The sequence below is a fragment of the Moryella indoligenes genome (assembly GCF_030812885.1).
In the GTDB taxonomy this organism is placed as follows: Bacteria; Bacillota; Clostridia; order Lachnospirales; family Lachnospiraceae; genus Moryella; species Moryella indoligenes.
Map to the genome: position 1 here is coordinate 149,719 of NZ_JAUSTO010000003.1, position 22,778 is coordinate 172,496.

The following is a 22,778-nucleotide window of genomic DNA, read 5'->3' on the forward strand; positions in this document are numbered from 1 at the left end:
CAGGAGGTTCAGAATGGCAAAAAAACGTCTCGTTCTTTCGCTAGGACATAAAGATCTCGGAACCAATCTTCCCGAGCAGAAGGCTGCGATCGGAAAGACCGCTCCGATTATCGCAGATTTCATTCAGGAGGGCTGGCAGGTCGCACTGACGCACTCCAATGCACCGCAGGTCGGTATGATTCACGGGGGAATGAGCGAATTTGCGCTCTCGCATCCTGACGAGTATACCAGTGTTCCGCTCGCCGTCTGCTCTGCCATGAGCCAAGGCTACATAGGTTACGATCTGCAGAACGGTCTGCGCTCTGAGCTTCTGTCCCGCGGTATCTACAAAACAGTTTCCACCATCATCACTCAGGTCACTGTCAATCCCTACGATGAAGCCTTTTATGATCCGTTGAAGACAATCGGGCGCTGCATGAGTGCAGATGAAGCCGCCGTCGAAGACGCAAAGGGCAATCAGACAGTCGAGGTGCCCGGCAAGGGCTACCAGCGCATCGTCCCCGCACCGAATCCCGTGGCGATCGTAGAGATCGATGCCATCAAGGCTCTGCTGGACGCCGATCAGCTGGTGATCTGCTGCGGTGGCGGCGGCGTTCCTGTCATGGAGCAGGGCACTGCCCTGCGAGGTGCAAGTGCCGTCATTGAAAAAGATTTGACCAGCGGACTGCTGGCGCGCGAGATAGATGCAGACGTGCTGATGATCGTCACTGCTGTGGACAATGTCACGCTGAATTTTGGAACTCCCGCCGAGGAGCCCATCAGCGAGATGAGCATCGAGGCTGCGAAGCAGTACATGGCCGCCGGACACTTTGAGTTCAAGAGTATGCTTCCAAAGATACGCGCAGCGGTCGATTTTGTCGAGTCCGGCAGAAACCGCACTGCCATCATCACCTCGCTCGCGAAGGCGCAGGCGGCGCTGAAGGGCCGGGCAGGCACCCGCATCGCATAAAGTAAGTCCAAAATAACAAGAGTACGCTGGCAGTCCCGTGACCGTCACCGTACTCTATTATTTTACTTTATGGAAATTGTGATTTTCTTTTCCCTAAAACAAAAGCACTGCGCCAGGAAAGTGAGGCGGTTCATCCCACAATCGAAGAGATTGTGTACCAAATCAGAACAATCACGCCCAGCACGATGCGATAGTAACCGAAGAGCTTGAAGTCATTTTTCTTCACCCAGCTCATCAGGAACTGAATGGAGTAGACTGACACAAAAAAGGCCACAGCCATGCCGAGCAGCAGATAAAAGAACTCCAGCAGGCTGAAATGCAGGCCGAACTTCACAATTTTCAAGAGACTCGCACCGAACATCACGGGAATGCCCAGAAAGAAGGAAAATTCCGCGGCGACGGCGCGCGAGCAGCCGAGCAGCATGGCGCCGATGATCGTCGCCCCGGAGCGCGAGGTCCCCGGGATCAGAGCAAGAACCTGAAACACACCGATATAGAAGGCCGTCTGAAAGCTGAGCTTCCCCGTCTTCACGATCTCCGGCTTTCGAAATTTATTTCTGTCCTCTATCAGTATAAAGAGCAGGCCGTAGAGAATCAGAGTGAGGGACACAACAAAGCCATTGTAGAGATGTGCATCCAGCCAGTCATCCAGAAAAAAGCCGAAAAATGCGGCGGGCAGGCATGCAAGCACGATCTTCATCCAGAGCATCCAGGTGGCTCTCTGCTGAGAAGCCCGCTTTCTGCTGTCCAGAGGATTCAGCTTCCGGAAGTACAGCACCACGACTGCAAGTATCGCCCCGAGCTGAATCACAACCCGGAACATTGCCATAAATTCCGCCGATACATTGAGGCGGATCAGATTATCAATCAGTATCAGGTGACCGGTGGAGCTGATGGGGAGCCACTCTGTAAAGCCCTCTACCATGCCCAGCACGATCACCTTTAAAATTTCAATCACGGCGCTCATTCGCAGCCCTCCTATCACAGATTTTCAATCTGCCAGTCTATCTCCGGGAGACCGCAGCCCCTCAGAAAGTCGTTTGTCTTTGAAAAATGCCTGCACCCGAAAAATCCCCGGTACGCGGAGAGCGGCGAGGGGTGCGGGGCCGTCAGTATGAGATGCTTCGGATTATTCAGCATGCTGCGCTTCATCTGCGCAGGGCGCCCCCAGAGCAGAAATACAATCGGCCTGTCCTCAGTATTGACCGCCTGAATAATGGCATCTGTAAACTGCTCCCAGCCATGTCCCTGATGAGAAAAAGCTGCGTGCGCACGCACAGTCAGCACCGTATTCAAAAGAAGTACTCCCTGTTCCGCCCACTTCCTGAGATAGCCGTTGTCAGGAATGTAGCACCCCAGATCATCGTGCAGCTCCTGATAAATATTCACAAGGGAGGGAGGCAGCTGTCTCTGCTCCGGCAGCACAGAGAAGCAGAGCCCATGAGCCTGATTCGGCTCGTGATAGGGATCCTGTCCCAGCACAACCACACGAATGCTTTTCAGGGGTGTGAGATGCAGCGCCTCAAAGATGCGGTCTGCCGGCGGATAGATCGTATGGGTTCTGTATTCCTGGTTGATAAAGCTGTACAGCTCCCTGTAATAGGCCTTTGAAAACTCCGGCTTCAGCGCGGGAAGCCAGTCATTACTGATTGCAGGCATAGCGGCTGTCTCCTTTAAAACATACTGCTTCTATTTATTTAGTATAACATAAGTTATTCCGGAGAAATATTTGTTTTTTTATTTCTGCTCCGTCCTGTATCTGTCACCAAAAAACGTGAGCACAGCGCAACAAATATTATCTGTATTTTACAAAAAAGCATTCATTTGTTATACTGTATTCATAATTTTTTAATAAAATAGATTAGGGGGATAATGTTATGAAAGAAACAGGATCCAAGCAATCTGCTCTTGCCGCAAAATTTATTCTGTGCAGCGCTCTGGGCATCTTTATGTTCTTCATCAGCATCGTCTACAACGGAAAAAGCTCTATTCCTCTGGATCATCTGACTACTATCGTGCGCAATCTCCTCGGAGATTATCAAAAGTACGTTGTGCTGCTTGTGATCGCTGCAGGTGCTGCCATGCCCTTTGTGAATGGCAGCTGGAATAAAAGCACCCAAAATCTCATTTTCTCCATATTTAAATTAATTGGTCTCTGCTGTGCAATCATGTATGTATTTGGAATTGGTCCAGCTTTCCTCTTTGAGAACGGAGACCTCTTCCCCTTCCTTTTTAAGGTGCTCTGCTGCAGCCTGTGCTTCCTGATTCCAATCGGCGCTGTGTTTCTCTCCTTCCTGACAAGCTACGGACTGATGGAATTTGTTGCGGTATTTCTCCAGCCTGTCATGCGCAAAATCTGGAAGACACCAGGACGTTCTGCGATTGACGCAGTTGCTTCTTTTGTTGGAAGCTACTCCCTTGCACTTCTCATCACAGATGATATGTATCAAAAGGGCCGCTATACAAAGAAAGAAGCCTTTATCATTGCGACCGGTTTCTCCACGGTTTCCACAACCTTCATGGTAGTTGTCGCCAAAACGCTGGATCTCATGGATCGCTGGAATTTCTACTTCTGGACTACTCTGATCATCACCTTCATTGTCACTGCAATTGTCGCGCGGATCTATCCGACCGCAGGCGTTCCGGACAGCTATATGGACGGCGTCACTCCGGATCCTGAGGAAATCGTCACAAAGAATCGCCTTCAATTCGCATGGAATGAAGCACTGAATGCGGCAGATGCCTCCGGCTCCATCGCGGAAAATGTCTGGAAAAATACCAAGGATGGTTTCCGCATGGTCAGCAGTATTCTTCCGACTATTATGTCGATCGGTCTGCTCGGCATGCTGCTCGCGCTCTACACGCCGATTTTCAATATAATCGGCTACGTCTTCTATCCCTTTACAGCTATTGTGCAGCTGCCGGAGGCTCTTGTCGCCGCACAGGCCATCGCAACAACGATTGCAGAAATGTTCCTTCCCGCAGCTTTTGTTGTAGAAGCTTCTCTTGCAACCCGCTATGTGGTGAGCGTGGTCTGCATTTCAGAGCTGCTCTTCTTCTCCGCAGTGATTCCCTGCATTCTCTCCACAAAAATTCCTGTCTCCGTCACTCAGATCCTGATACTCTGGGTGGAACGTGTCATTCTCTCCATCCTGCTGGCCGGGGCCGTAGCCCTTCTCTTCCTTTAAACGCGAAACCTGATTCTGTACTGCATGGGGCTGTCGCATTAAAACAAATGCGGCAGCCCCTTTCTTCTCAGTATTGTTTACGCTTCAATCATTTCATTCAGCGCGTCCTGTAACACTCTCGATACGTTAATCCCTCTTCTTTCCGCCTCGCTGTTCATCCAACTCGGGAGGGTTACATTTCTTCTCACCATTCGGCGTTCATGTGCCTTTCGGTATGCAGCAAGGTCTGAATCTATCAAAGTACATATTCCTCCGGTATAATCAAAACCCTCACCATTCGCTGCAGTTTTTGCTTTTTCCACCGCCATCTGATAACTTGAGGCACGTGGAAGACTTATACCGTTATCCTCTTCGGTAATGCACTTCATGCTTATGGCTTCTCTCGCCATAACAATCGCATCCTCTAAACTTTCTCCCTGCGTATAAGTTTCAAGATCCGGAACATAAACTAAATACATTTCCTCATATTTTTCGATCAATGCTGGATAAGCGACTCTCATTTTCTCTCCTTCCTGTGTGCCAGACAAAGCATTGGAATTTTCGGGGCATCTCACTTGATGCCCCATTTTCTTAAAATACTTTTCGCCATAGGCTCTTTGATTTCCTTGTGCCTCGGGATTATCTCTGTCTCCCACGGCTCTCTCTCATATATATCATGATTACTCCCGTGCTTTTTTAACCTAAACCCCGCATCCTCAAGCTTTTTTATCAAATCTCTTTGCTTCATCTCTTCCTTCCTTATATTTATATAATACACATTTTATGTGTATTATCAATACTTTTCAGGAGTTTTCTTGAGAAGAAAGTACGGAAAAAGACGACACCTTGTGAGTGCCGTCCTCTCTAGTTCCCTCTACAGAATCTGATGCCAAAGTATGAGCCAGCTCATTTTTTCTTTTCATAATCCTTTCAATCCGCTATGCGACATCCCCATTTCTGCTGTTATATTCTGTTTTCCCGTTCTACTCCGCGAGACAGGCATTCAGCGCCGTGATGATATCCTCTCTCTTTGCACCCTTCCCGATAAAGACGATCTGATTCATGCGATCCCCGTAGCGGCTGTCCCAGCTCTTTTGCACATCCGGATAACTGCGAAAGACCTCCTCCTGCTCTTCCGGAGAGAAGGAAGCCACCCAGTTTGAGACCTCCGAGACAGAAGCGTTTCTCCCGGCCTGTTCAAACAGCTGCACATGAATATCATCATCCGCAAACCAGATATAGCCCTTTGCGCGAATCAGCTCCTCCGGATACTCCTCCATGAAGCGCATAAATTTATCATAGTCAAAGGGACTCGGCTCCTCGTACACAAAGGAACTGATACCGTATTCATCGACACAGCCGTCATGCTGTCTCTCATGTGTCAGCGCACGCTGCACGAGCGAAGAATCCAAAACTGCGTCATAGTCAAAGCGCGCCCCGTGAAAGATGCGCTCTGCCTGAATCTGCCCTCTTGTACACTCGATGATCTCCGCCTCTCTCTGGAAGCTGCGGATGATATCCTTTACCTCATCCAGCTGCTTCCGCAAAAGAAGATCACACTTATTCAGCACCACTACATTGCAGAATTCAATCTGATCCATCACGAGGTTGATGATATCCGGATCGTCCTCCGTCTCTGCCGTCCCATTCTCCGACGCATCCCGGAGCTCCTCCAGAAACTCAGCATAGATCCGGTCGGCATCCGCCACTGCAACAATGGAATCGAGATAGAACCCCGCGCTGCCGCGCAGCTTTTGATAACTCAAAAAACCCTCCGCAATGGAGGCCGGATTGCTGATTCCGGAAGCTTCCACAACAATGCGCTGCACGCGCTCTTCCGCTGCCAGCCGTGCAAGCTGCTCCATAAAGGCATCCTGAAGCGTGCAGCAGATACAGCCGTTCTGCAGCTCCACCATCTCTGCCGCCTCAGTGAGTGCCCGGTTCTTCCGGATCAACTCCGCATCAATATTGACGCTGCCCATATCATTTACAATCAATGCGAGTCCTTCCGCTCCCCGCTGCCTCAGCAGTTCATTCAGAAGCGTCGTCTTGCCTGCGCCGAGGTATCCCGTAATAATGGTGACCGGGATATCCCGTCTCTCTCCGGCACTCTGCACGCTCTCTCCGTCTCCTTCCATCAGGCTCTCTCCACCCATCCGGAGCGGAGTGCTCTGGTGGAGACCCAGATTCTCTTCGGGGTTCCGTTCACGATTGCGCGAACCTTCTTTAAATTTGCCTTCATCTGCTTATTCGTTCTTCTGTGGGAATGGCTCACGTTATTCCCAAATACAGTTGTCTTCCCTGTAATCGCACACTTTGCCATGATAGCCTCCTCTAATTGCAATCTATTTGCATTTTAAGATCCTATCACCGCAGCAGAGCTCTGTCAACCTGTTTCGATGGCCTCACGCCAAGCTCCAGAAGCACAGCATCATACGGCGTCAGTTCCTCCGCGATATATACCCGCCGTACTCTGCGTTTTAAAAAAGCGATGCAGCGCTCCGCCTCCCGGATCCGAAGCTCTCTGTCCCCTTCAGTTCTCCAGAAAAGCGTCCTGTCCTTACCGCCGTCTGTACCCTCACATCCATGCTTCAGACAGGCCAGACCATCATTCTTCAGATAGCTCAGATTTTGGAGCAGAAGCTGCGGCACTTCCGCATACAGAAAATCCGCCTGACCCAGCGGTATCTCCGGAGAGAAGAGCGCCACAGATCTTCCCAGTCTGAGATGCAGGGCATATGCTCCCTCTCTCCGCTGCAGCACGGTCTTTAGCTCCATCCCTCTCCCGGCAGCGAAGGCGAAGAGCTTCCGCTCCAGCTCCCGCAAAGTCTGCTCTCCGCAGCCACAAAAGATCAGATTTTTCATATGCTCTTCCTCTCTCACTCTGTGAACAGAGGGAGCCCCGCGAGCGAACGCTCCGGCGGCGCGCCCACCCGGAGCAATCCAGAAGCCTGTCTCTCGCCAAGAAAGCTGCGCAGCGCTGCGGCGATATCCTCCGCGCGCTGCTCCTCCCCGTGAAATTCTCTGATCCGGCAGCGAAGCTCGTACTTTCCCTTCACGGCATAGATATGCGTGAGAAGCTCTGTTCTGGTCTCATCCAGCACCAGGGCGCTGCGAAGCTCTGCGAGGTACTCCCGTATGCACTCCTCCGGAATGGGCCAGACTGTTCCGAGCTTCAGAATACGCAGCTCCCTGCAGCCATTCAATATTTCCTTCAACCTGAGATATGCGGCACCGCGCACGATCACTCCTGCACTACCCCGTCCCTCGCGCCGGTTCCACGCGGAATCTGAAAAGGCCTGCCCGGGCAGCAGCGCCCTGCTGACATGACCCGCACAATATTCCGTACCTGTCTGCATGCTGCTGCCGGTTTCCCTTCTGCGATACTCTCCCCGCCTTCGTTCCGTTCGGGTTCGCTTTCCTAACGAAAGGCACATCCGACCGCTCCCCACTTCCTCTGAGAGCCGCACCAGTATCGCCGTCCCGTAGGTATCCGCATACAGTCCCGCTGACCGCGCCATGTAATAGGCCTCCTCCGGCGTCGCGGGACAGAATTCCGGAAGTCGCTCTCTCCGTACAGCACTTCTAAGCGGCAAAGACTGCCGCCAGAGATGTCGCGGAAACACGATCATGCCTTCCTCCGTCTCCATCCGTGCCTTTTCAGCAACCGCAAGCCTCACAGCCTCGCGCCCGGAAAGGTACTGCATCTTCTTTCCTCCTCTGCTCTTTTTCCATAAAGACGGCAGAAACAGAGTTTTGGTTCACTTGAGGGGAATTTTTTGTTACACTGAAAGCACTACGGAAGGAAATTGAAATGATACAGACTGAACAGCTTCTGACAGAGGCCTTCTGGCAGCTGCTGGAGGAAAAGCCATACAAAAAAATAACGGTCCGTGATATCGTGGACCGCTGTCAGGTGAATCGAAATACCTTTTATTACCATTTTGAGGGAATCCCCTCTCTGCTGGAGCGTGCCATTCAGGCCTGGGAGGAACGCATACTCTCGGACCCCAGACTCCTTGGTCCGCCTCTGCTCGGAATCCTGCCGATCGCAGAGGCCTGCATGCTCCACCGCAGAGCGCTTCTGAATCTCTTTCACTCAAGCGCAAAGGAGGAAGTATTTCAGTTTATCGAGGTCCTGTGCCGCCGCGTGGCGGAGACCTTCATCGCTGCCGCCAGCGCGGAGAACTCCGCCCGGAAAAATGAGGTAAAACCACTCTCAGAGGAGGATCAGCGCGTCATGGTGCGCTTCTACAAGGCCATACTGTCCGGCTGCCTCCTGACCTGGATGAACGAGGACATGAAGGGTGATCTCTCCGCAGATATTCACCGTGTGCTGCAGATCCTCAGCCTGCAAGACGGGCGCTGATTCCCATACCGAAGGCATCCGGTCCGGTGTGACAGCAGACACTGTAGGAGAGCGGATCGTAGTGGATCTCCTCTCCCGGAAATGCCTCTTCCGCCATCTTCACCCAGCCTGCCGCATCCTCCTCGTGCGCGAAGCTTCCCGCAACGCCGATGCGAATCTTCAGCCCGCGCTCTCTGAATTCCTCTGCGACCTTCTGCATCTCCTCAAGCTCGCGCTTCCTGCAGTTTCTGCTGCCGCGCACATTGGCAAAGGGCTCAAGCTTCTCCCCCCTGATGATGAGAAGCGGCTTGATGCTCAGTATCGTTCCGATCGCCGCTGCCGTGGAGCTCACTCTCCCGCCGCGCTTTAAATACTGAAGGGTCTCCACCCCGAGAAAGATTGTAGACTCATAGGCATTTTCCTCCAGAATTCTCTTGATCTCCGCAGCGCTTTTCCCCTGTTCCACGAGAGACAGGGCATCCAGCACGGAATGCCGCATCGTCACTGAAATCCTGTGATTATCCACCACCTGCACCCTGCCGTCGTAGTCTCCGGCAAGCAGCAGCGCACTGGAAACGGAGCTGCTGAGCCCTCCGGACATGGGGATGTAGACAAGCTCATCATAGCTCTCAAGCACTCTGTCCCAGAGCGCCATCACATCGCCGGGCGCAGGCTGAGAGGTGCGCACCGGAAGCTCCCCGGCAAGCAGCTCAAAAAAATGTTCCCGCGTGATGGTCTGCCCCTCATAGTAGGTCTCCTCCCCTACGATGATGGGCATGGGCACAACAAAGACGCCTATCTCGCGCCCCTCCGCCTCATAAATACCGCTGTTCGTATCTGTCACAACCGCTGTTCTCATAGGTCGTTCCGCAGGGCAGTCCCCCGCACCTCCCCTTTATCTTTTGTAGCTCTCCCCATATCGCCGCGCACTGTACACAGTACTACGCAGTGCTTCATCACGCCCTCCAGCAGGATTGCAAGCCCTACCATCACATGGCGCGCACGCACGCTGTAGAAGGGATGGATAATGATCAAACAGCCTACAAGCACGCAGACGATGGAGATCACCAGCAGAAGCACCCAGCTCCGGATACCGAACTTTGCCGCATCCTTCGCAGTCTGTATGGTCAGCACGCTGTCGGACAATATGAGCACACCGAGCCCCGGCACCAGAAAGTCCCGGACTCTCAGATTGCAGGCAATTACCAGCACCCCCAGTATCATGAGAAGAATTGCGGAGGCCATGTCATACTGAAAGGCAAGGCAGTAGAGGTCCGGCGAGAGATACCCGACCAGCTTGATCACGCCGTAGATCAGCAGACACACTCCCGCTGCAATGCAGAGCGTGAGGTCCGGAATCTCTGGCAGAAACATATAAGCGAGCCCAAAGGCATAAAAGATGAGGGACATAACAATGTACCCGTATTTTGCGACGTAAAGTCTCTTCATTTCATCCCCCTTGCTTTGTGAATTACAGTGTCCAAAGTACGGAACCCACGCAGACTTGTCTGCAGGTGGGTGACAGTACTTGGGACATGCCCATATTATTTTATGAGAGAACTATACTTACCGCAATGGACAATTGCCGGGCAAATGCCTAAAGAAAGGAGAGCGGCTGCAGGCTGCTCTCCTCCTCTGTCTGAATCTGAAATTTTTTCTTTTGACTCTCCCGGCTCACTTCGCCTCGGTCAGAATACGGGACGCCGGAGCCTGCACACCCTGTGCTGCAAAGCTCTCTGTGACCTTCTGCGTAAGGTCAAAGTACACATCCCAGTAGTCCTCGTTTCTGCACCACACGCGAACCACAAATCTCATGGCGCTGTCCGTGCCGCCCTCAAGACGTGCAAACGGTGCGCTCGGCGCATCAAGTACCTTTGCGGTAGCTGCAATAGCCTCCTTTAATATGCTCTGAATATGAGCCGGATTTTCCGACTTCGCACAGCTGAACTGCAAATCCACTCTGCGCAACTCCTCTGTGGAGTAGTTCACAACATTTGCATTCATAAGAGAGCCGTTCGGAACTGTAATCCGCTTGTTGTCAACACTCATGATCACAGTATAAAAAAGCGTGACCTCCCTCACCGTTCCGGATACTCCGGCCGCATCGACGTAATCGCCCACACTGAAGGGCTTGAAGATGAGCAACATGATGCCGCCTGCGAGATTGCTGAGTGCTCCCTGCATCGCGAGCCCCACCGTCACACCCGCGGAGGCAAGGACAGCGACAACCGAAGCCATGGGCACGCCCAGAATTCCGATGATGCTGATAATCAGAATTACATAGAGTGCAATTCTTAAAAAGCTGCACGCAAAGCTGCGCACTGTCGCGTCCATTCTGTCTATCGCCTTATTCTCAGAAACCAGCTTCACCGCCATGCGGATGAGGGCTCTGCCGACCAGCCATACGATGAGCGCAAATATGAGTTTTCCTATCACTCCGCCGAGCAATCCCAGAATGCCCATACCAAAAATACCCGTTACAATGTCCATGATTTCTCCTGTTCTTTCTGCAATCAGGCGGCAACCTGCCTCCTGTCAGGACAGTATAGCACAGCTGTCACTCCAGAATAAAGTCCTTTCAGCGCTCCGCTTTTTGCTCCGTCAGCGGAATGCCTGCGACCCTCAATCCCGCTGTCTTTCCTGCGTAGGCATAGAGCCAGCTGCCCTCCCGGATATCATAAAGTCCCCTGAGATAGTCCCCGAAAAATATCTCTTCCGGTGTTCCCACGCGCTCTGCCCTGCCCTCCCGCATGCAGAGGATGCGGTCTGAAATGTGCTCAGCGAGCTCCAGCTCGTGGAGGGAGAGCACGACAGTCATCCCCTTCTCTCGGCTGAGCTTTCGAAGGAGCTCCAGAAGCTCCAGCTTGTGGGAAATATCCAGATAAGCTGTCGGCTCATCCAGAAGCAGAAGCTCCGGCTCCTGACACACTGCCTTTGCGAGCAGCACGCGCTGCCGCTGTCCGTCGCTCAATGCGCGAAAATCTCGCTCTGCAAGTGCCTCGACTCCCACCAGGCGCATTGCGTTCTCTGCGACCGCTCTGTCCTCTGCGGAGAGCAGCCCCAGCATCCCGGTATAAGGGTAGCGGCCGCTCTGCACCGCCTCTCGGCAGCTCATATACTCAGGCTCCGGATGCCTCGTCGGGAGCAGGGCGAGACGCCTCGCGCGCTCCCGCTCTCCGAGCGAGGAGAGCGCGCGTCCTGCGAGCAGGACAGCTCCCGAGGAGGGCCGCAGCTGGCCGGAAAGTGTTCTCAGCAGCGTGGACTTTCCGGCGCCGTTTGGTCCGATCAATGTGAATATTTCCCCCGCCTGCACGGAGAAAGAGATCTCATGCAGCACCGCCCTGCCGCCGTAGCCGGCAGAGAGCCGCTCTGCGGAGAGTATAGCTTCCTCGCAGTGCTTCTCTCCCGCTGCGCCCCCACCGTTCCGGCGGTCACAGGAAGTGCCGGCGCTCATTTCCCCGGATCCCTCCCGCGGAACAGCCTGCATCAGCCGCGTCTCCTCTCTCATTTTCTCCATGTCCTCAGCCTCCTCTCCGGCGCAGCATAATGCGTATCACAATCGGCGCGCCGAGCACGGAAGTGACTGCACTGAGCTTCAGCTCCGTGGGTGCAAAGGCCGTGCGCGCAATGAGATCCGCCAGCAGGCAGAAGACAGCGCCGCCGAGGAAGCAGGCCGGCAGCATGAGAAGCGGCTTTGCCGTCCGAAAGAGCCCCTTCATGAGATGCGGCACAGCGACACCGACGAAGGAGACCGGCCCGGCATAGGCGGTCACAAGCGCGCTGAGAAGCCCGGATAGAAGGATGAGCATCAGACGAAAACGGCGTATATTTACACCCATGCTCTCCGCGTGGCTCTCTCCGAACTGATAGGCCCCCATTGGCTTCGCAAGCAGAATTCCCAGCACAAAGAGCAGGGCAATCGCCGGTGCAAAGAAGCGCACCGCTTCCATGCTGATGCCGGAAAAACTGCCCATGGACCAGTTGTGCAGGTTCACGATATTGGAATCTTCTGCGAAGGTCACGACAAACTCCGTCGCGGCGGAGCAGAGATAGCCGATCATAACGCCGCAGATCACAAGCAGCGACATATTCCGGACCCGTCCCGCAACTGCAAGGATAAAGCTGATGGAAAGCATCGCGCCGAGAAACGCTGCGGAAACCAGCGTGACAGAACCTGGCGCGGTGCCGCGGCTTAAGCTGAATACCATCACGAATGCCACCATGAGCTTTGCCCCGGAAGAAATTCCCAGTACATACGGTCCGGCAATCGGATTCGCAAAGAAGGTCTGAAGGAGAAAGCCGGATACGGCAAGCCCACCCCCGAGAAATACCGCGGCGAGAAGGCGCGGCATACGAAGTGCCCAGAGTATCTGCGACGCCTCACTCCCTTCGCGGCGCAAAAGAGCACCCGTCAGCTCACCTGCGGAAATATGCACGCTTCCGACAAAAAGATTCAGAAAACTTAGAAAACAGAGCAGCAGAAGCAGGAGCAGAAAACCACTCTGTACTTTACAACGCACTCTGTCTTTCTGTTCCTGTCCCATCAGTTCAACCTCCGAAAATAGCAAAGCTCCTGCTCCGGATCCCTTTCAGGATCTCGAATCAGCTGATTCAGCTCTGCAATAATCTCTGCGACGCCGACGCTATGCTGAAAAAGATTTTTTCCGGAGCACCAGACCGCCCCCTCCTTCACCGCCTTGAAATCCTGAAAAAGGCTGTTCTTTTCGATCAGCTCCCGGATACTCTCCAGCTCGCCGCCGATCGTCCCGCTGTAGATCAGGATGTCTGCATCCTTCGCCCCCGCATAGAAATCTTCCATCTGCATGCTGATGCCGGAGTTTCCGCTCTTTTGAAACTTCCTGTCGCGGAAAATATAGCGTCCGCCGGAGAGCTCTATCAGCTCTGCCATGTAATCGCCGGGACGGCGCACGTTGACGCTGCCGTTCGCACTGACATAGAAGAAAGCCACGCTGCGCTCCGTATTCTTCTCACGCAGGATGGGCTGCAGTGCGGCGACACTCTCGCTCACGATGCGCTCCGCCTCTGCTTCCTTCCCCGTGAGATAACCATAGAGCCGCACCCACTCCATGCGGCCCAGCGGATTGTCCTCATAGCTGGAGCGCTCCACAAGAACAGGAATGCCGAGGCGCGTGAGCTGCTCCCGCACCGCAGGAGTATGATAAATCATCGTAGACTCCAGCGCAAGACCGCAGCCCTCCGTGAGCAGGCGCTCGTAGTCCGGCGCACTGTACTTTCCCGCGTAGAGCAGAGCTCCTTCATCCATGGCTCTCTGTACCTCCGGAAAGCTCCAGTCCTCCCGTCTGGTTCCGCTCATTCGAAGTGCGGAGAGCGCATCAAGCTGAAGAAAAGCTTCCATCGCAGAGCTCGCCGCAATATAGACTTTCGAGACCGGCCGCCGTATCACAGGAAGACGCTCACCGAAGCGCTGCTCCATATCCGGCAGCTCAGCCCCCCGGTCCGCGATGAGATAGCGCTCGCTTCCGCCTATGGTCAGAAGCACGCATCCCTCAGAGCAGGGTTCCATCGCAAACTGACTCGCATAGCGCGGACTGAGGGAATCCCTTGAAAAAGAAGCGGAGGCAGATGCCTCCGCTCCCGCTGTCTCTATACTGGCCGCATCGAAATACAGTGTGTACTGAATCTCATGCGGCGTGCTCATCGCTGTCGTGTCGGCATACACCGTGAGCTTCCTATCAAAGTAGCGCACAGGAATTTCAAAGCTTGAATTCCCCTCCGTATTTACCGGCTCGTAGCGGACGCCGTCCACCAGCATATAGTCGTAATTCGGACTGCTGAAGGTAATGCGCGCCGTGCAGATTCCCCCGGAAACCCTGAGCTCGGCAGGAGTCTCTACCGCAGCCCTTCCGGAACCGCCCTCCAGCTCTACAGAAACCCGGTAAACCCCATCCGCAAGCCTGAGGCTCTCTGCGCTCTGTCCCGCCGCCGCACTGCCCTCCCGGAGCGCCTCTGCGGGAAGTGTGTCCGCGCGGAACACCAGCGTCCGGTCATACCACTTTTCCTTTCGCTTGCTGAAGGCCGCAAGCGGCAGCTCCTCATCCAGCGCCTTTACAGGAACGGTAAAGGTCTTTCGCCCCTCAGCATCCTCAGCTGCGGGAATGTACTGCGTCTCAGCGGCCGCGGCCGCCTCCTCGCCGCTTCCGGGATATACAAAGAGGTAACCGCTTCCGCCCATCGTGAGCACCGCGGTCATATTGCCATCCTGTACAAGCAGCGCACAGGATGTGATCCGAAACATAGATGAGCTGGAATCCACCTGGATCTCATAGACTCCGTCCCGAAGCTCGGTTCCCGGAACGGGAACCATGCCCTCCCGCCCCACAGATTCCTGTGCGACCGTCTCGTCCGCAGCTGCAACAGCAGCGTTCTCTGCTGATGTACCGTCATCCGCTGCAGTGCTGCTCTCCTGTGTCATCTCTGTCACAGTGCTCTCCGCCACCGCACCGCTGCCCGTGCGCCCACAGGCAGCGATCATAAGGGAAAGCAGGAGGAAGAGTGCCGGTATTCTCTTACTTTGCATTCTCAATGGCCTCTCCTGCGTGCTGCACATAGAGCTCACGAATCTCCTCATTCTCTCCAAGTCCCTTCAAAATGCACTCCACCTCAAAGCCAGCCTTCTCAAACTCTGTCTTCCAGGAGCCCTCCTCATCGCCTGCCATATCGTTGTTCGCGTGATCTCCCGCAACAACCATCAGCGGCTCCAGCACGACCTTCTCGTAGCTGCCCTCTTTTACCATGGCAATCACATCCTCAAGGCCCGGCTCCGCCTCAACGGTTCCGACATAGTAGTGCTCATATCCCAGCTCCTTTAAAAGCTCCTGCATCTTTCCATAAACCGCATTGGAAGCCGCCTCGGTTCCGTGTCCCATGAAGCAGATCGCAGTCTTTCCATCATCATAGCTCTTTGTCGCCGCCGTGACGGCCTTTGCAACTGCCTTAAAATCCTCATCCGAGGTGAGCAGCGGCTCTCCGATAGAGACCGTCTCAAAGGCATCCGCATAATTTGCGAGCGTATCCGTGAGCTCATTATACTCGATGCCGTTCATGAGGTGCGTCGGCTGCACCACCAGAGTCCGAACGCCATTGTCCACGGCACGCTTCAGGGCAGTCTCTACATTGTCAATCTCCACACCATCTCTCTTCTGCACATGGTCAATGATAATCTGGCTCGTGAATGCTCTCCGGACACTCCACTCGGGATACGCCTCTGCAAGCGCCTGCTCAATTGCGCCGATGGTGAGTCTTCTGCTGTCATTGAAGCTGGTGCCGAAGCTCACAACAAGAAGCTCCTTCTCTCCGATCTCATCCTGATTCAAAGGGTTGTCCATGGAGGCATCCCCGGTGCTGTAGTCCTCTTCTTCCTCCTCAGCTGCCTCGCTCTCCGCCATTTCCGTGCTCTCTGCAGCCGTGGTCTCCGCCGCGCTGCTCTCTGCGGCAGACGCCGCTGTGGTCGCTGTGCCGCCTGCTGCGCCGCAGGCCGCAAATACGCAGGCCGCCATAATTCCAAGTGCTAAAATCTGTTTTCTCATGATATCCTCCCTTGCCTCCTGGCATAAAAATGCCCTTCTCCATCTGGAAAAGGGTGTCCTGAGAAGAGCTGCCGATGCAGCTCCTCCGGTACGACCAATTCCACGTGGCCCCGGAGCAGACGCAGCCGACGCTCGCTCCGATGTACCCGAAACCGGCAGGTTTCCTGACTTATGGATCCACAGAGCGGCAGCCTTCCCGGCTCTCGCCAGTGACCGCGCAGCGCGCACGCGCCCTGCTCCCCAAATACAGTGACGGGATCGCACAGGACTCTCACCTGTTTCCCTTTTACCCTCTGTCCGTGGCAGAGGCACCGATTTCCTTTCTGTATTTCATTTTGAATCGTATCCCATCTCACCGCTGCTCGATGGAATTTGTCCTGAAAGCTCCATCCGCAGAATCGCAACAGAACTTTTCCACCTCAGTATACCACAACACTGCCGCTCGATGGGTTTTCTCGTCAAGACTCCTCCTGCTAAAGCGCGAGGAGTCTTTCCTCGTTATTTTACCACAACACTGCCGCTGTGTGAAATTTTATTTCTCTCCTGCTTCTGGACTCACAGCAGCGGGGCGATGAGACGCAGCAGGCAGTGCCCAATGCGCAGCACATGGGAACGGCCGCTTAAGTAGTGCTCCGTCACCTCCCGGCAGCGGGGAAACAGCTGCTCAAACTCCTGCTTCATATCCGTCACGGCAGCACAGTCATAAAAAAGCACCGCATTTTCAAAGTGATGGTACAGACTGCGATAGTCGAGGTTAATGGTTCCGCACACTGCTATGCTGTCATCCGAGACACACTGCTTTGCGTGGCAGAAGCCCGGCGTGTACTCAAAGAGGCGGACACCCCAGCGCGCCAGTCCGTTGTAGTAGGAGCGCGTCGCCTGATATACCAGCTTCTTGTCCGGAATGCCCGGCGTGACGATGCGCACATCCACACCTCGTTTCGCCGCAAGCGTCATCGCACGGCTGAGTTCATCCGTGATAATGAGATAGGGCGTCGTGAACCAGACGTAGCGCTTTGCGTTATTCAGAATGTTCATATAGACATTTTCCCCGATGCGCTCCTCACCCAGAGGACTGTCCGCATAGGGCAGGCACCAGCCCTGCTCCTTTGCCTGATACGCGGGAGCTGTAAGATAGCGCCCCGGCTCCCGGTCATCGAGATCATCTCCCCGGATCGCATTCCAGTTCTCCAGAAAGATAGCCGTGAGATTCCGCACCGCATCTCCCTTAAGTCTCACACCGGTATCGTACCAGTGCCCATAGGGATGTGTGAGGTTAAAGTACTCATCGGCGAGATTATAACCTCCGGTAAAGCCAAGCTCTCCGTCAATCACGGTGATCTTCCTGTGATCCCGGTGATTCATAAAGAGGCTCAGGACCGGCAGCACGGGATTAAATACGCGGCAGCGTATTCCATCCGCCTGCATACGCTCGATAAAGTCGTGATCAATAAATACAAGGCTCCCTACATCGTCATAGAAGAGACGCACCTCGACGCCTGCCGCCGCCCGCTCCCTAAGAGCTGCATGCAGGCGTCTGAAGGCCTGCCGCTCCTCGATCGCATGGTACTCGAGGAATATAAAACGCCTGGCCCCTCGTATGGCCTCAAGCTGCGCCTCAAGCGCTTCTGCTGCGCTTCTGTAATATTGAATATCCGTATTTCTGCAGAGCGGATAGCCTGCATAATCCCTCAGATAGCGAAACTGATTGGCGACACCGACATCCCGCCGCATCAGCGTCCTGAGATCTTCATCCTTCTGGGTGAGCTGCGGAAATATGCACGCATCAATTCGGCGGTAACGCTCCCGCATACGCTCTGTAGAGCCAGGCAGACCCAGCATGAGATAGAGCGGCACTCCAAACAGCGGCGCCGCCGAAATCAGCATGATCCATGGCATCTTCGCCGCCGCATTCATATGTCTTCCGTAGATGCCGAGCACCAGAAACAGTGCCGCAACCCTGACAAGACCTGGAATCCAGGAAAAATGCCTGCTCAGTATTCCGAGCTGCACATAGAGCCAGATCAGCTCAATCAAAATGGCAAGCGCAACAAAGACTGCCCGCCGGATACCATTTTTCACTTCTGCTCTGTGTTCAAGTGTCTGCTCCATCTTATTTGCCTCCGCTTATTATCTTAACACAGAGATACAAGAAGCAAACCCCCAACTTCTCTTTTCGTGGTATACTATGAGCACTTAGTGTACGTTTCGTTAACGATGGAGGTGGATATGAAAGAACTCGGTTATTACGACGGCAGCTACGGCCCGCTGGAAGAGATGCGGATTCCCATGTCCGATCGCGTCTCCTGGTTTGGAGACGGTGTCTACGACGCGGGACCGTGCCGAAACTATCACATCTTTGCTCTGGATGAGCACGTGGATCGTTTCTTCCGCAGTGCAGCGCTCCTTGACATGACGATGCCCATGGGCAAGGAGGAGCTGAAGCAGCTTCTGAACGAACTCGTAAGCAAGATGGACAGCGGAAATCTCTTTGTCTACTATCAGCTGACTCGTGGCAGAGGAGGCGCCGTGAAGCGCAGTCATACCTATGAGCAGGGCGCCCCCGGGAAGCTCTGGATCACCCTCACCCCCGCTGAGATCTCCGACGGGAAGATGCCGATCCGTCTTGTCACAACCGAGGATACCCGCTTCCTGCACTGCAATATTAAGACCCTGAACCTCATTCCCTCCGTCATGGCCTCTCAGAAGGCAAAGGATGCGGGCTGCCAGGAGGCAGTCTTCTACCGCCCCGGGAACATCGTGACCGAATGTGCGCACAGCAATGTGCATATTCTGAAGGATGGAACGCTCCGCACCCACCCGGCGGATCATCTGATCCTCGGTGGAATCGCCCGCATACACCTGATCCGCGCCTGCGAGGCGCTCGGCATTCCGGTGCGTGAGGAGGCCTTCACGCTAGACGAGCTCTTTGCCGCGGATGAGGTCATCGTGACAAGCTCCTCCAATCTCTGCCTGCATGCCGATGAAATCGACAAGAAACCTGTCGGCGGCAGGGCTCCCGAGCTGCTGGAAAAAATACGCAGCTACCTCATCGGGGAGTTCCTGGAGGCGACCGCAGAATAAATCCGGGCTATGCCAGAGGAAAGACCGCTGGATGAGCCTCTTCCATTCTCCATCCGCAAAACGGATGGCGGAAGACGGCTCACAGCGGTCTCTTTTTGCCTTGTATTCAATTCAGCGCAGGCGCGCGCGGTTCCAGCGGTAGACAGCCGTCCCGATGATGAGCACATACCCCAGCACACTGAGCCCATCCGGCAGTTCTCCCCAGAGCAGGAAGCCGAACAGTGCCGCAAACACCACCTGCGCGTAATCAAAGACAGAGATCTCCCGCGCAGGTGCATAGCTGTAGGCCGCTGTGATGCCAAGCTGTCCCAGTGCGGCTGCAGCTCCCGCCAGCAGAAGAAAGAGCAGCTGCCGCACGCTCATCGGCTGAAAGTCCCGAATCAGCGCCGGCACACTCGCAAGGCAGGAAAAGAGTGAAAAGCAGAGAATAATAACCGGTCCCTTCACACCGCCCTGCGCAGTCTTCCGCACATAGGTATAGGCTGTGCCCGCAAACAGACCTCCGAGCAGCCCGATCAGCGCAGGCAGCTGTGCAAGCCCTGCGCCGGGCTTGATCACCAGTGCCGCTCCGGAGAGTGCCACCAGAAGACACACGATATCTGTCCGCTCCGGAACCTCCCCCAGCATCAGCAGAGACATAAGAATTGCAAAGAAGGGGGACATCTTGTTCAGCATATTGGCATCCGCAATTCCAAGATGATCAATCGCCCAGAAATTCGCAATAATCCCCAGCGTTCCAAAGAGCGAGCGCAAAAGAAGCGGCGGCCAGTTCTTCCGTCCGACCCGGAAGTGCTCTCCCGAGCGGCGCAGCATCCAGAAGGCGGTCAGCGCTGCAACTGCGTTCCGGAAGAAGGCTTTCTCCATCACCGGCAGCTCTCCCGACAGGCGCACAAAAACGGACATCAGGGAGAATCCCGCTGCCGCGACCAGTATGAAGCATATCCCCTTCAGCTGACTGCGCATACTCACTTCGACGCAATCACTGCGATCTCAACCCTTGCGCCCTTCGGGAGCGCTGCCACCTGAAAGGCCGCCCGCGCAGGATAGGGCTCCGCAAAGAATTCCGCATAGACCTCGTTCATCGGCGCAAAGTCCGCAATATCGCTGAGATACACATTTGCCATAACGACATTTCCCATATCCAGCCCCGCCTCGGCAAGAATGCTCTTCACGTTCATAAGCGACTGTCTGGTCTGCTCCCTGATGTCCTCAGAGGGAAAGGCTCCTGTCTTCGGGTCGACCGGAAGCTGCCCGGAGACATATACTGTGCTGCCGCTCTGAATTCCCTGGGAGTAAGGGCCAATGGCCGCCGGTGCATTCGCAGTGGAAAGTGACTGATTCATATCTTAACCTCCTTATTTTCCTGAGCCGACTGCTCCTGTCTGTTGTATGATCCAGCTTTATTTTAGACATAAACGAAGAGAGCGTCAACCGCACACTGCGGCCTCCGCCCTCTCCTGACCCACTGTATTTTCTTTTCTTTCTCAATACAACGCACACCCGCTCTGCTTCTGTTCCAAGGCGAACGCTGTCCCCCTTCCCGCCCCTCGCCGGATCCTCCCGATTCAGGCAGGAAGCAGATTTGTCATGCTCTTTAAGCCGGTGACGACTGTCGAGCCGTTATGCAGCAGTGCCGAGGTGGCCGGGGGCACTGCTCCCGCAACCCCCAGCGCAATGAGCAGCGCATTGAAGGAAATAATAAAGTGATAATTGCTGTTGATTCTTTGCATCAGCGCCATGGAGAGCCGGCGCAGCACCACCAGCTGATGCAGATCTGCAGAGGATATCGTAATATCTGCAATCTCACGCGCGATCGCCGCACCATCGCTGATCGCAATGCCTGCATCCGCCTCGGAGAGAGCCGGGGCATCATTGATGCCATCCCCAATCATAATCACCTTGCGCCCGGCCGCATGCTCGCGCTGTATGAAGTGCGCCTTGTCCTGCGGAAGGACCTCCGCGTGATACTCATCGAGGCGAAGCTCCGCTGCGACCGAAGCGGCAGTCTTCTCGCTGTCACCGGTCATCATGCATATCCTTTTCAGTCCCAGCGCGCGCAGTGCCTCAATAACCGCCGGAGCTTCCTCCCGCAGCGGATCAAAGATACAGAGCACGGCCTTCAGCCTTCCATTCATTGCGAGATAAAGCTGTGAGTACTTTTCAGGCACTGCATGAAGCCGCGCCTCCTCGTCCTCATTTACCCGGCACTGCTCATCCTCAAACACAAAGTGATAGCTGCCGATGATCGCCTTTTCCCCGTCAATCTCGCTGGAGATGCCATGCGCCACAACGTACTGTACCTTTGAGTGCATCTCATCATGACTGATTCCCTGCCGTCTGGCCTCCTCCACCACTGCATTTGCAATAGAATGCGGGTAATGCTCCTCGAGGCAGGCTGCAATTCTCAGCGCATTCTCATAGCTCATTCCATCGAAGGTCTCAATCTCCACCACCGTCGGCGTGGCACGGGTCAGCGTGCCCGTCTTGTCAAAGACAATGGTCTGCGCCTCTGCGACTGCCTCAAGGAACTTTCCTCCCCTTACGGAGATGCCGTAATCCCCTGCCTCCCGCATCGCAGACATGACCGAGAGCGGCATGGAGAGCTTCAGCGCGCAGGAGAAATCTACCATGAGGAACGACAGCGCCTTCGCAATATTCCGCGTAAAAAGATAAGTGAGTATCGAGCCGCCGAGGGAATATGGCACCAGACTGTCCGCCAGATGATAGGCCCGCGCCTCTGTGTTGGATTTCAGCTTCTCTGACTCCTCGATCATCCGGACGATCTTGTCATAGCGACCGGAGCCCGCAGCTCTCGTGACCTCAACGACGCACTCTCCCTCCTCGACCACCGTTCCCGCGTAGACATAGCCGCCGGAGCTCTTTCTGACCGGCACGGACTCTCCGGTCATGGAGGCCTGATTGACTGTCATCTCGCCATCCCGCACCACGCCGTCGAGCGGGATGATGTTGGAGGTGCGCACTGCAATGCAGTCGCCTGTCTTCACATCACGCACATCGACCAGCACGTCTCCTCCGGAGGTTTTCAGCCACACCTTCTCAACCTTCAGGGACATGGAGCGCGCCAGATCTCCCACAGACTTCTTGTGCGTCCACTCCTCAAGTATCTCCCCGATATCCAGAAGGAACATCACAGAAGCAGCCGTGCCGAAATCTCTCCGCAGCATGGAGGCGACGATTGCAGTCGCATCCAGCACCGGAACCTCCAGCCTTCCGTGTAGCAGACTGTCAAGACCGCGCGCGATGAAGCGTATGCTGCTTCCGACTGTCCACGCGATCTGCAGCGGCAGCGGCAGCACCAGAGTGCGCAGGCAGCGTCCAGCCAGTGCCAGTACGATCCTGTCCTCATAGACACGGTTCAGCTCGCGCCCACTGTTTTCCGGTATCAGTGCAAGTGCCTTTTCGCTGCTGTAGGAAAAATCACAGAGCGCCGCAAGCAGCTGTTCTCTGTGATCCTCCCGTCTCACATAGCTTATAATGGCATCTCCCGTGCGGTCGTAGATCCTCACATCCGTGACAAATGAAAGCTCCCGCAGATAATACTCCAGAAGATCCGCCTGCTTTCCTGTCATGCGATAGCCGGCCATGTGCACGCGGAGCGTGCGGCGCGATTCATGCCGTATGATATATCTCATGCCTCAGCG

At 54.8% G+C, this 22,778-nt stretch carries 23 protein-coding genes and 1 riboswitch; of the genes, 4 read left to right on the forward strand and 19 right to left on the reverse strand.

The genetic code is table 11. The features are described from left to right. Window positions 1-13 precede the first annotated feature (13 nt). Entirely contained in the window at window positions 14-949 is a 936-nt protein-coding gene (gene arcC, locus J2S20_RS03400) for a carbamate kinase (protein WP_307253218.1), read from the forward strand. A 130-nt stretch (window positions 950-1,079) separates the two neighbouring features. On the opposite strand, the gene J2S20_RS03405 is transcribed toward arcC, so the two are convergent. Next, window positions 1,080-1,916 carry an undecaprenyl-diphosphate phosphatase gene (locus J2S20_RS03405; protein WP_106611592.1) on the reverse strand — a complete coding sequence of 279 codons (837 nt, stop codon included), beginning with the start codon at window positions 1,914-1,916 and terminating at the stop codon, window positions 1,080-1,082. A gap of 14 nt (window positions 1,917-1,930) precedes the next feature. Then, the gene (locus J2S20_RS03410; protein WP_106611591.1) at window positions 1,931-2,608 is read right to left on the reverse strand and encodes a uracil-DNA glycosylase; all 678 of its coding nucleotides are present in this window, start codon (window positions 2,606-2,608) and stop codon (window positions 1,931-1,933) included. Window positions 2,609-2,826: 218 nt separating this feature from the next. Here J2S20_RS03410 and J2S20_RS03415 point away from each other — a divergent pair, with 218 nt between their 5' ends. After that, complete coding sequence (locus J2S20_RS03415) at window positions 2,827-4,137, forward strand: YjiH family protein (RefSeq protein WP_106611590.1); 1,311 nt, start codon at window positions 2,827-2,829, stop codon at window positions 4,135-4,137. A gap of 77 nt (window positions 4,138-4,214) precedes the next feature. Here J2S20_RS03415 and J2S20_RS03420 read toward each other — a convergent pair whose 3' ends face one another. The 6 genes from J2S20_RS03420 to J2S20_RS03445 all read right to left on the reverse strand — a co-directional run bounded on the left by J2S20_RS03420 (window position 4,215) and on the right by J2S20_RS03445 (window position 7,823). After that, window positions 4,215-4,637, reverse strand: a complete 423-nt coding sequence (locus tag J2S20_RS03420; protein WP_106611589.1) for a type II toxin-antitoxin system HicB family antitoxin — start codon at window positions 4,635-4,637, stop codon at window positions 4,215-4,217. 50 nt (window positions 4,638-4,687) lie between these two features. Beyond that, entirely contained in the window at window positions 4,688-4,864 is a 177-nt protein-coding gene (locus J2S20_RS03425; protein WP_106611588.1) for a type II toxin-antitoxin system HicA family toxin, read from the reverse strand. Window positions 4,865-5,099: 235 nt separating this feature from the next. Then, window positions 5,100-6,254 carry a CobW family GTP-binding protein gene (locus tag J2S20_RS03430; protein ID WP_307253224.1) on the reverse strand — a complete coding sequence of 385 codons (1,155 nt, stop codon included), beginning with the start codon at window positions 6,252-6,254 and terminating at the stop codon, window positions 5,100-5,102. Then, window positions 6,254-6,439 (reverse strand): 50S ribosomal protein L28, encoded by a 186-nt coding sequence (rpmB, locus tag J2S20_RS03435; RefSeq protein ID WP_106611586.1) that lies wholly within the window; start codon window positions 6,437-6,439, stop codon window positions 6,254-6,256. The genes J2S20_RS03430 and rpmB overlap by 1 nt, the downstream gene beginning before the upstream one ends. Before the next feature lie 44 nt (window positions 6,440-6,483). Next, a complete protein-coding gene (locus tag J2S20_RS03440) occupies window positions 6,484-6,981 on the reverse strand; it encodes a hypothetical protein (protein WP_307253227.1) in 498 nt (165 codons plus the stop codon). Between the two features lie 14 nt (window positions 6,982-6,995). Next, window positions 6,996-7,823 carry a hypothetical protein gene (locus tag J2S20_RS03445; protein ID WP_307253228.1) on the reverse strand — a complete coding sequence of 276 codons (828 nt, stop codon included), beginning with the start codon at window positions 7,821-7,823 and terminating at the stop codon, window positions 6,996-6,998. A 107-nt stretch (window positions 7,824-7,930) separates the two neighbouring features. Here J2S20_RS03445 and J2S20_RS03450 point away from each other — a divergent pair, with 107 nt between their 5' ends. After that, window positions 7,931-8,485, forward strand: coding sequence for a TetR/AcrR family transcriptional regulator (locus tag J2S20_RS03450; RefSeq protein ID WP_307253230.1), 555 nt, complete (start codon window positions 7,931-7,933; stop codon window positions 8,483-8,485). On the opposite strand, the gene J2S20_RS03455 is transcribed toward J2S20_RS03450, so the two are convergent. The 8 genes from J2S20_RS03455 to cls form a co-directional block, all read right to left on the reverse strand. Beyond that, on the reverse strand, window positions 8,463-9,323 hold the full coding sequence (locus tag J2S20_RS03455; RefSeq protein ID WP_106611582.1) for a DegV family protein: 861 nt from the start codon (window positions 9,321-9,323) through the stop codon (window positions 8,463-8,465). The genes J2S20_RS03450 and J2S20_RS03455 overlap by 23 nt on opposite strands. Next, complete coding sequence (locus J2S20_RS03460) at window positions 9,320-9,913, reverse strand: DUF308 domain-containing protein (protein ID WP_170065355.1); 594 nt, start codon at window positions 9,911-9,913, stop codon at window positions 9,320-9,322. Before J2S20_RS03460 ends, J2S20_RS03455 begins: the two co-directional genes overlap by 4 nt. A 225-nt stretch (window positions 9,914-10,138) precedes the next feature. After that, window positions 10,139-10,954: a mechanosensitive ion channel family protein gene (locus tag J2S20_RS03465; RefSeq protein ID WP_307253234.1), complete on the reverse strand. Its 816-nt coding sequence runs from the start codon at window positions 10,952-10,954 to the stop codon at window positions 10,139-10,141. Between the two features lie 88 nt (window positions 10,955-11,042). Beyond that, on the reverse strand, window positions 11,043-11,981 hold the full coding sequence (locus J2S20_RS03470; protein WP_307253236.1) for an ABC transporter ATP-binding protein: 939 nt from the start codon (window positions 11,979-11,981) through the stop codon (window positions 11,043-11,045). Window positions 11,982-11,985: 4 nt separating this feature from the next. Next, window positions 11,986-13,008 (reverse strand): FecCD family ABC transporter permease, encoded by a 1,023-nt coding sequence (locus J2S20_RS03475; protein ID WP_307253239.1) that lies wholly within the window; start codon window positions 13,006-13,008, stop codon window positions 11,986-11,988. After that, window positions 13,008-15,023, reverse strand: coding sequence for an ABC transporter substrate-binding protein (locus J2S20_RS03480; protein ID WP_307253241.1), 2,016 nt, complete (start codon window positions 15,021-15,023; stop codon window positions 13,008-13,010). The genes J2S20_RS03475 and J2S20_RS03480 overlap by 1 nt, the downstream gene beginning before the upstream one ends. Then, window positions 15,013-16,032, reverse strand: coding sequence for a sirohydrochlorin cobaltochelatase (locus tag J2S20_RS03485; RefSeq protein WP_307253243.1), 1,020 nt, complete (start codon window positions 16,030-16,032; stop codon window positions 15,013-15,015). Before J2S20_RS03485 ends, J2S20_RS03480 begins: the two co-directional genes overlap by 11 nt. A 137-nt stretch (window positions 16,033-16,169) precedes the next feature. After that, window positions 16,170-16,363: riboswitch (cobalamin riboswitch) on the reverse strand. 224 nt (window positions 16,364-16,587) lie between these two features. Further along, window positions 16,588-18,144, reverse strand: coding sequence for a cardiolipin synthase (gene cls, locus J2S20_RS03490; protein ID WP_307253245.1), 1,557 nt, complete (start codon window positions 18,142-18,144; stop codon window positions 16,588-16,590). A gap of 117 nt (window positions 18,145-18,261) precedes the next feature. Between cls and J2S20_RS03495 the strand changes: the two genes are divergently transcribed. Next, on the forward strand, window positions 18,262-19,116 hold the full coding sequence (locus J2S20_RS03495) for an aminotransferase class IV (RefSeq protein WP_307253247.1): 855 nt from the start codon (window positions 18,262-18,264) through the stop codon (window positions 19,114-19,116). A gap of 111 nt (window positions 19,117-19,227) precedes the next feature. Here J2S20_RS03495 and J2S20_RS03500 read toward each other — a convergent pair whose 3' ends face one another. The 3 genes from J2S20_RS03500 to J2S20_RS03510 form a co-directional block, all read right to left on the reverse strand. Next, on the reverse strand, window positions 19,228-20,079 hold the full coding sequence (locus J2S20_RS03500) for a DMT family transporter (RefSeq protein WP_307253250.1): 852 nt from the start codon (window positions 20,077-20,079) through the stop codon (window positions 19,228-19,230). A 2-nt stretch (window positions 20,080-20,081) separates the two neighbouring features. Then, a complete protein-coding gene (locus tag J2S20_RS03505; RefSeq protein WP_106611573.1) occupies window positions 20,082-20,459 on the reverse strand; it encodes a RidA family protein in 378 nt (125 codons plus the stop codon). Between the two features lie 222 nt (window positions 20,460-20,681). Beyond that, the gene (locus tag J2S20_RS03510; protein WP_307253253.1) at window positions 20,682-22,769 is read right to left on the reverse strand and encodes a heavy metal translocating P-type ATPase; all 2,088 of its coding nucleotides are present in this window, start codon (window positions 22,767-22,769) and stop codon (window positions 20,682-20,684) included. Between the last annotated feature and the right edge of the window lie 9 nt (window positions 22,770-22,778).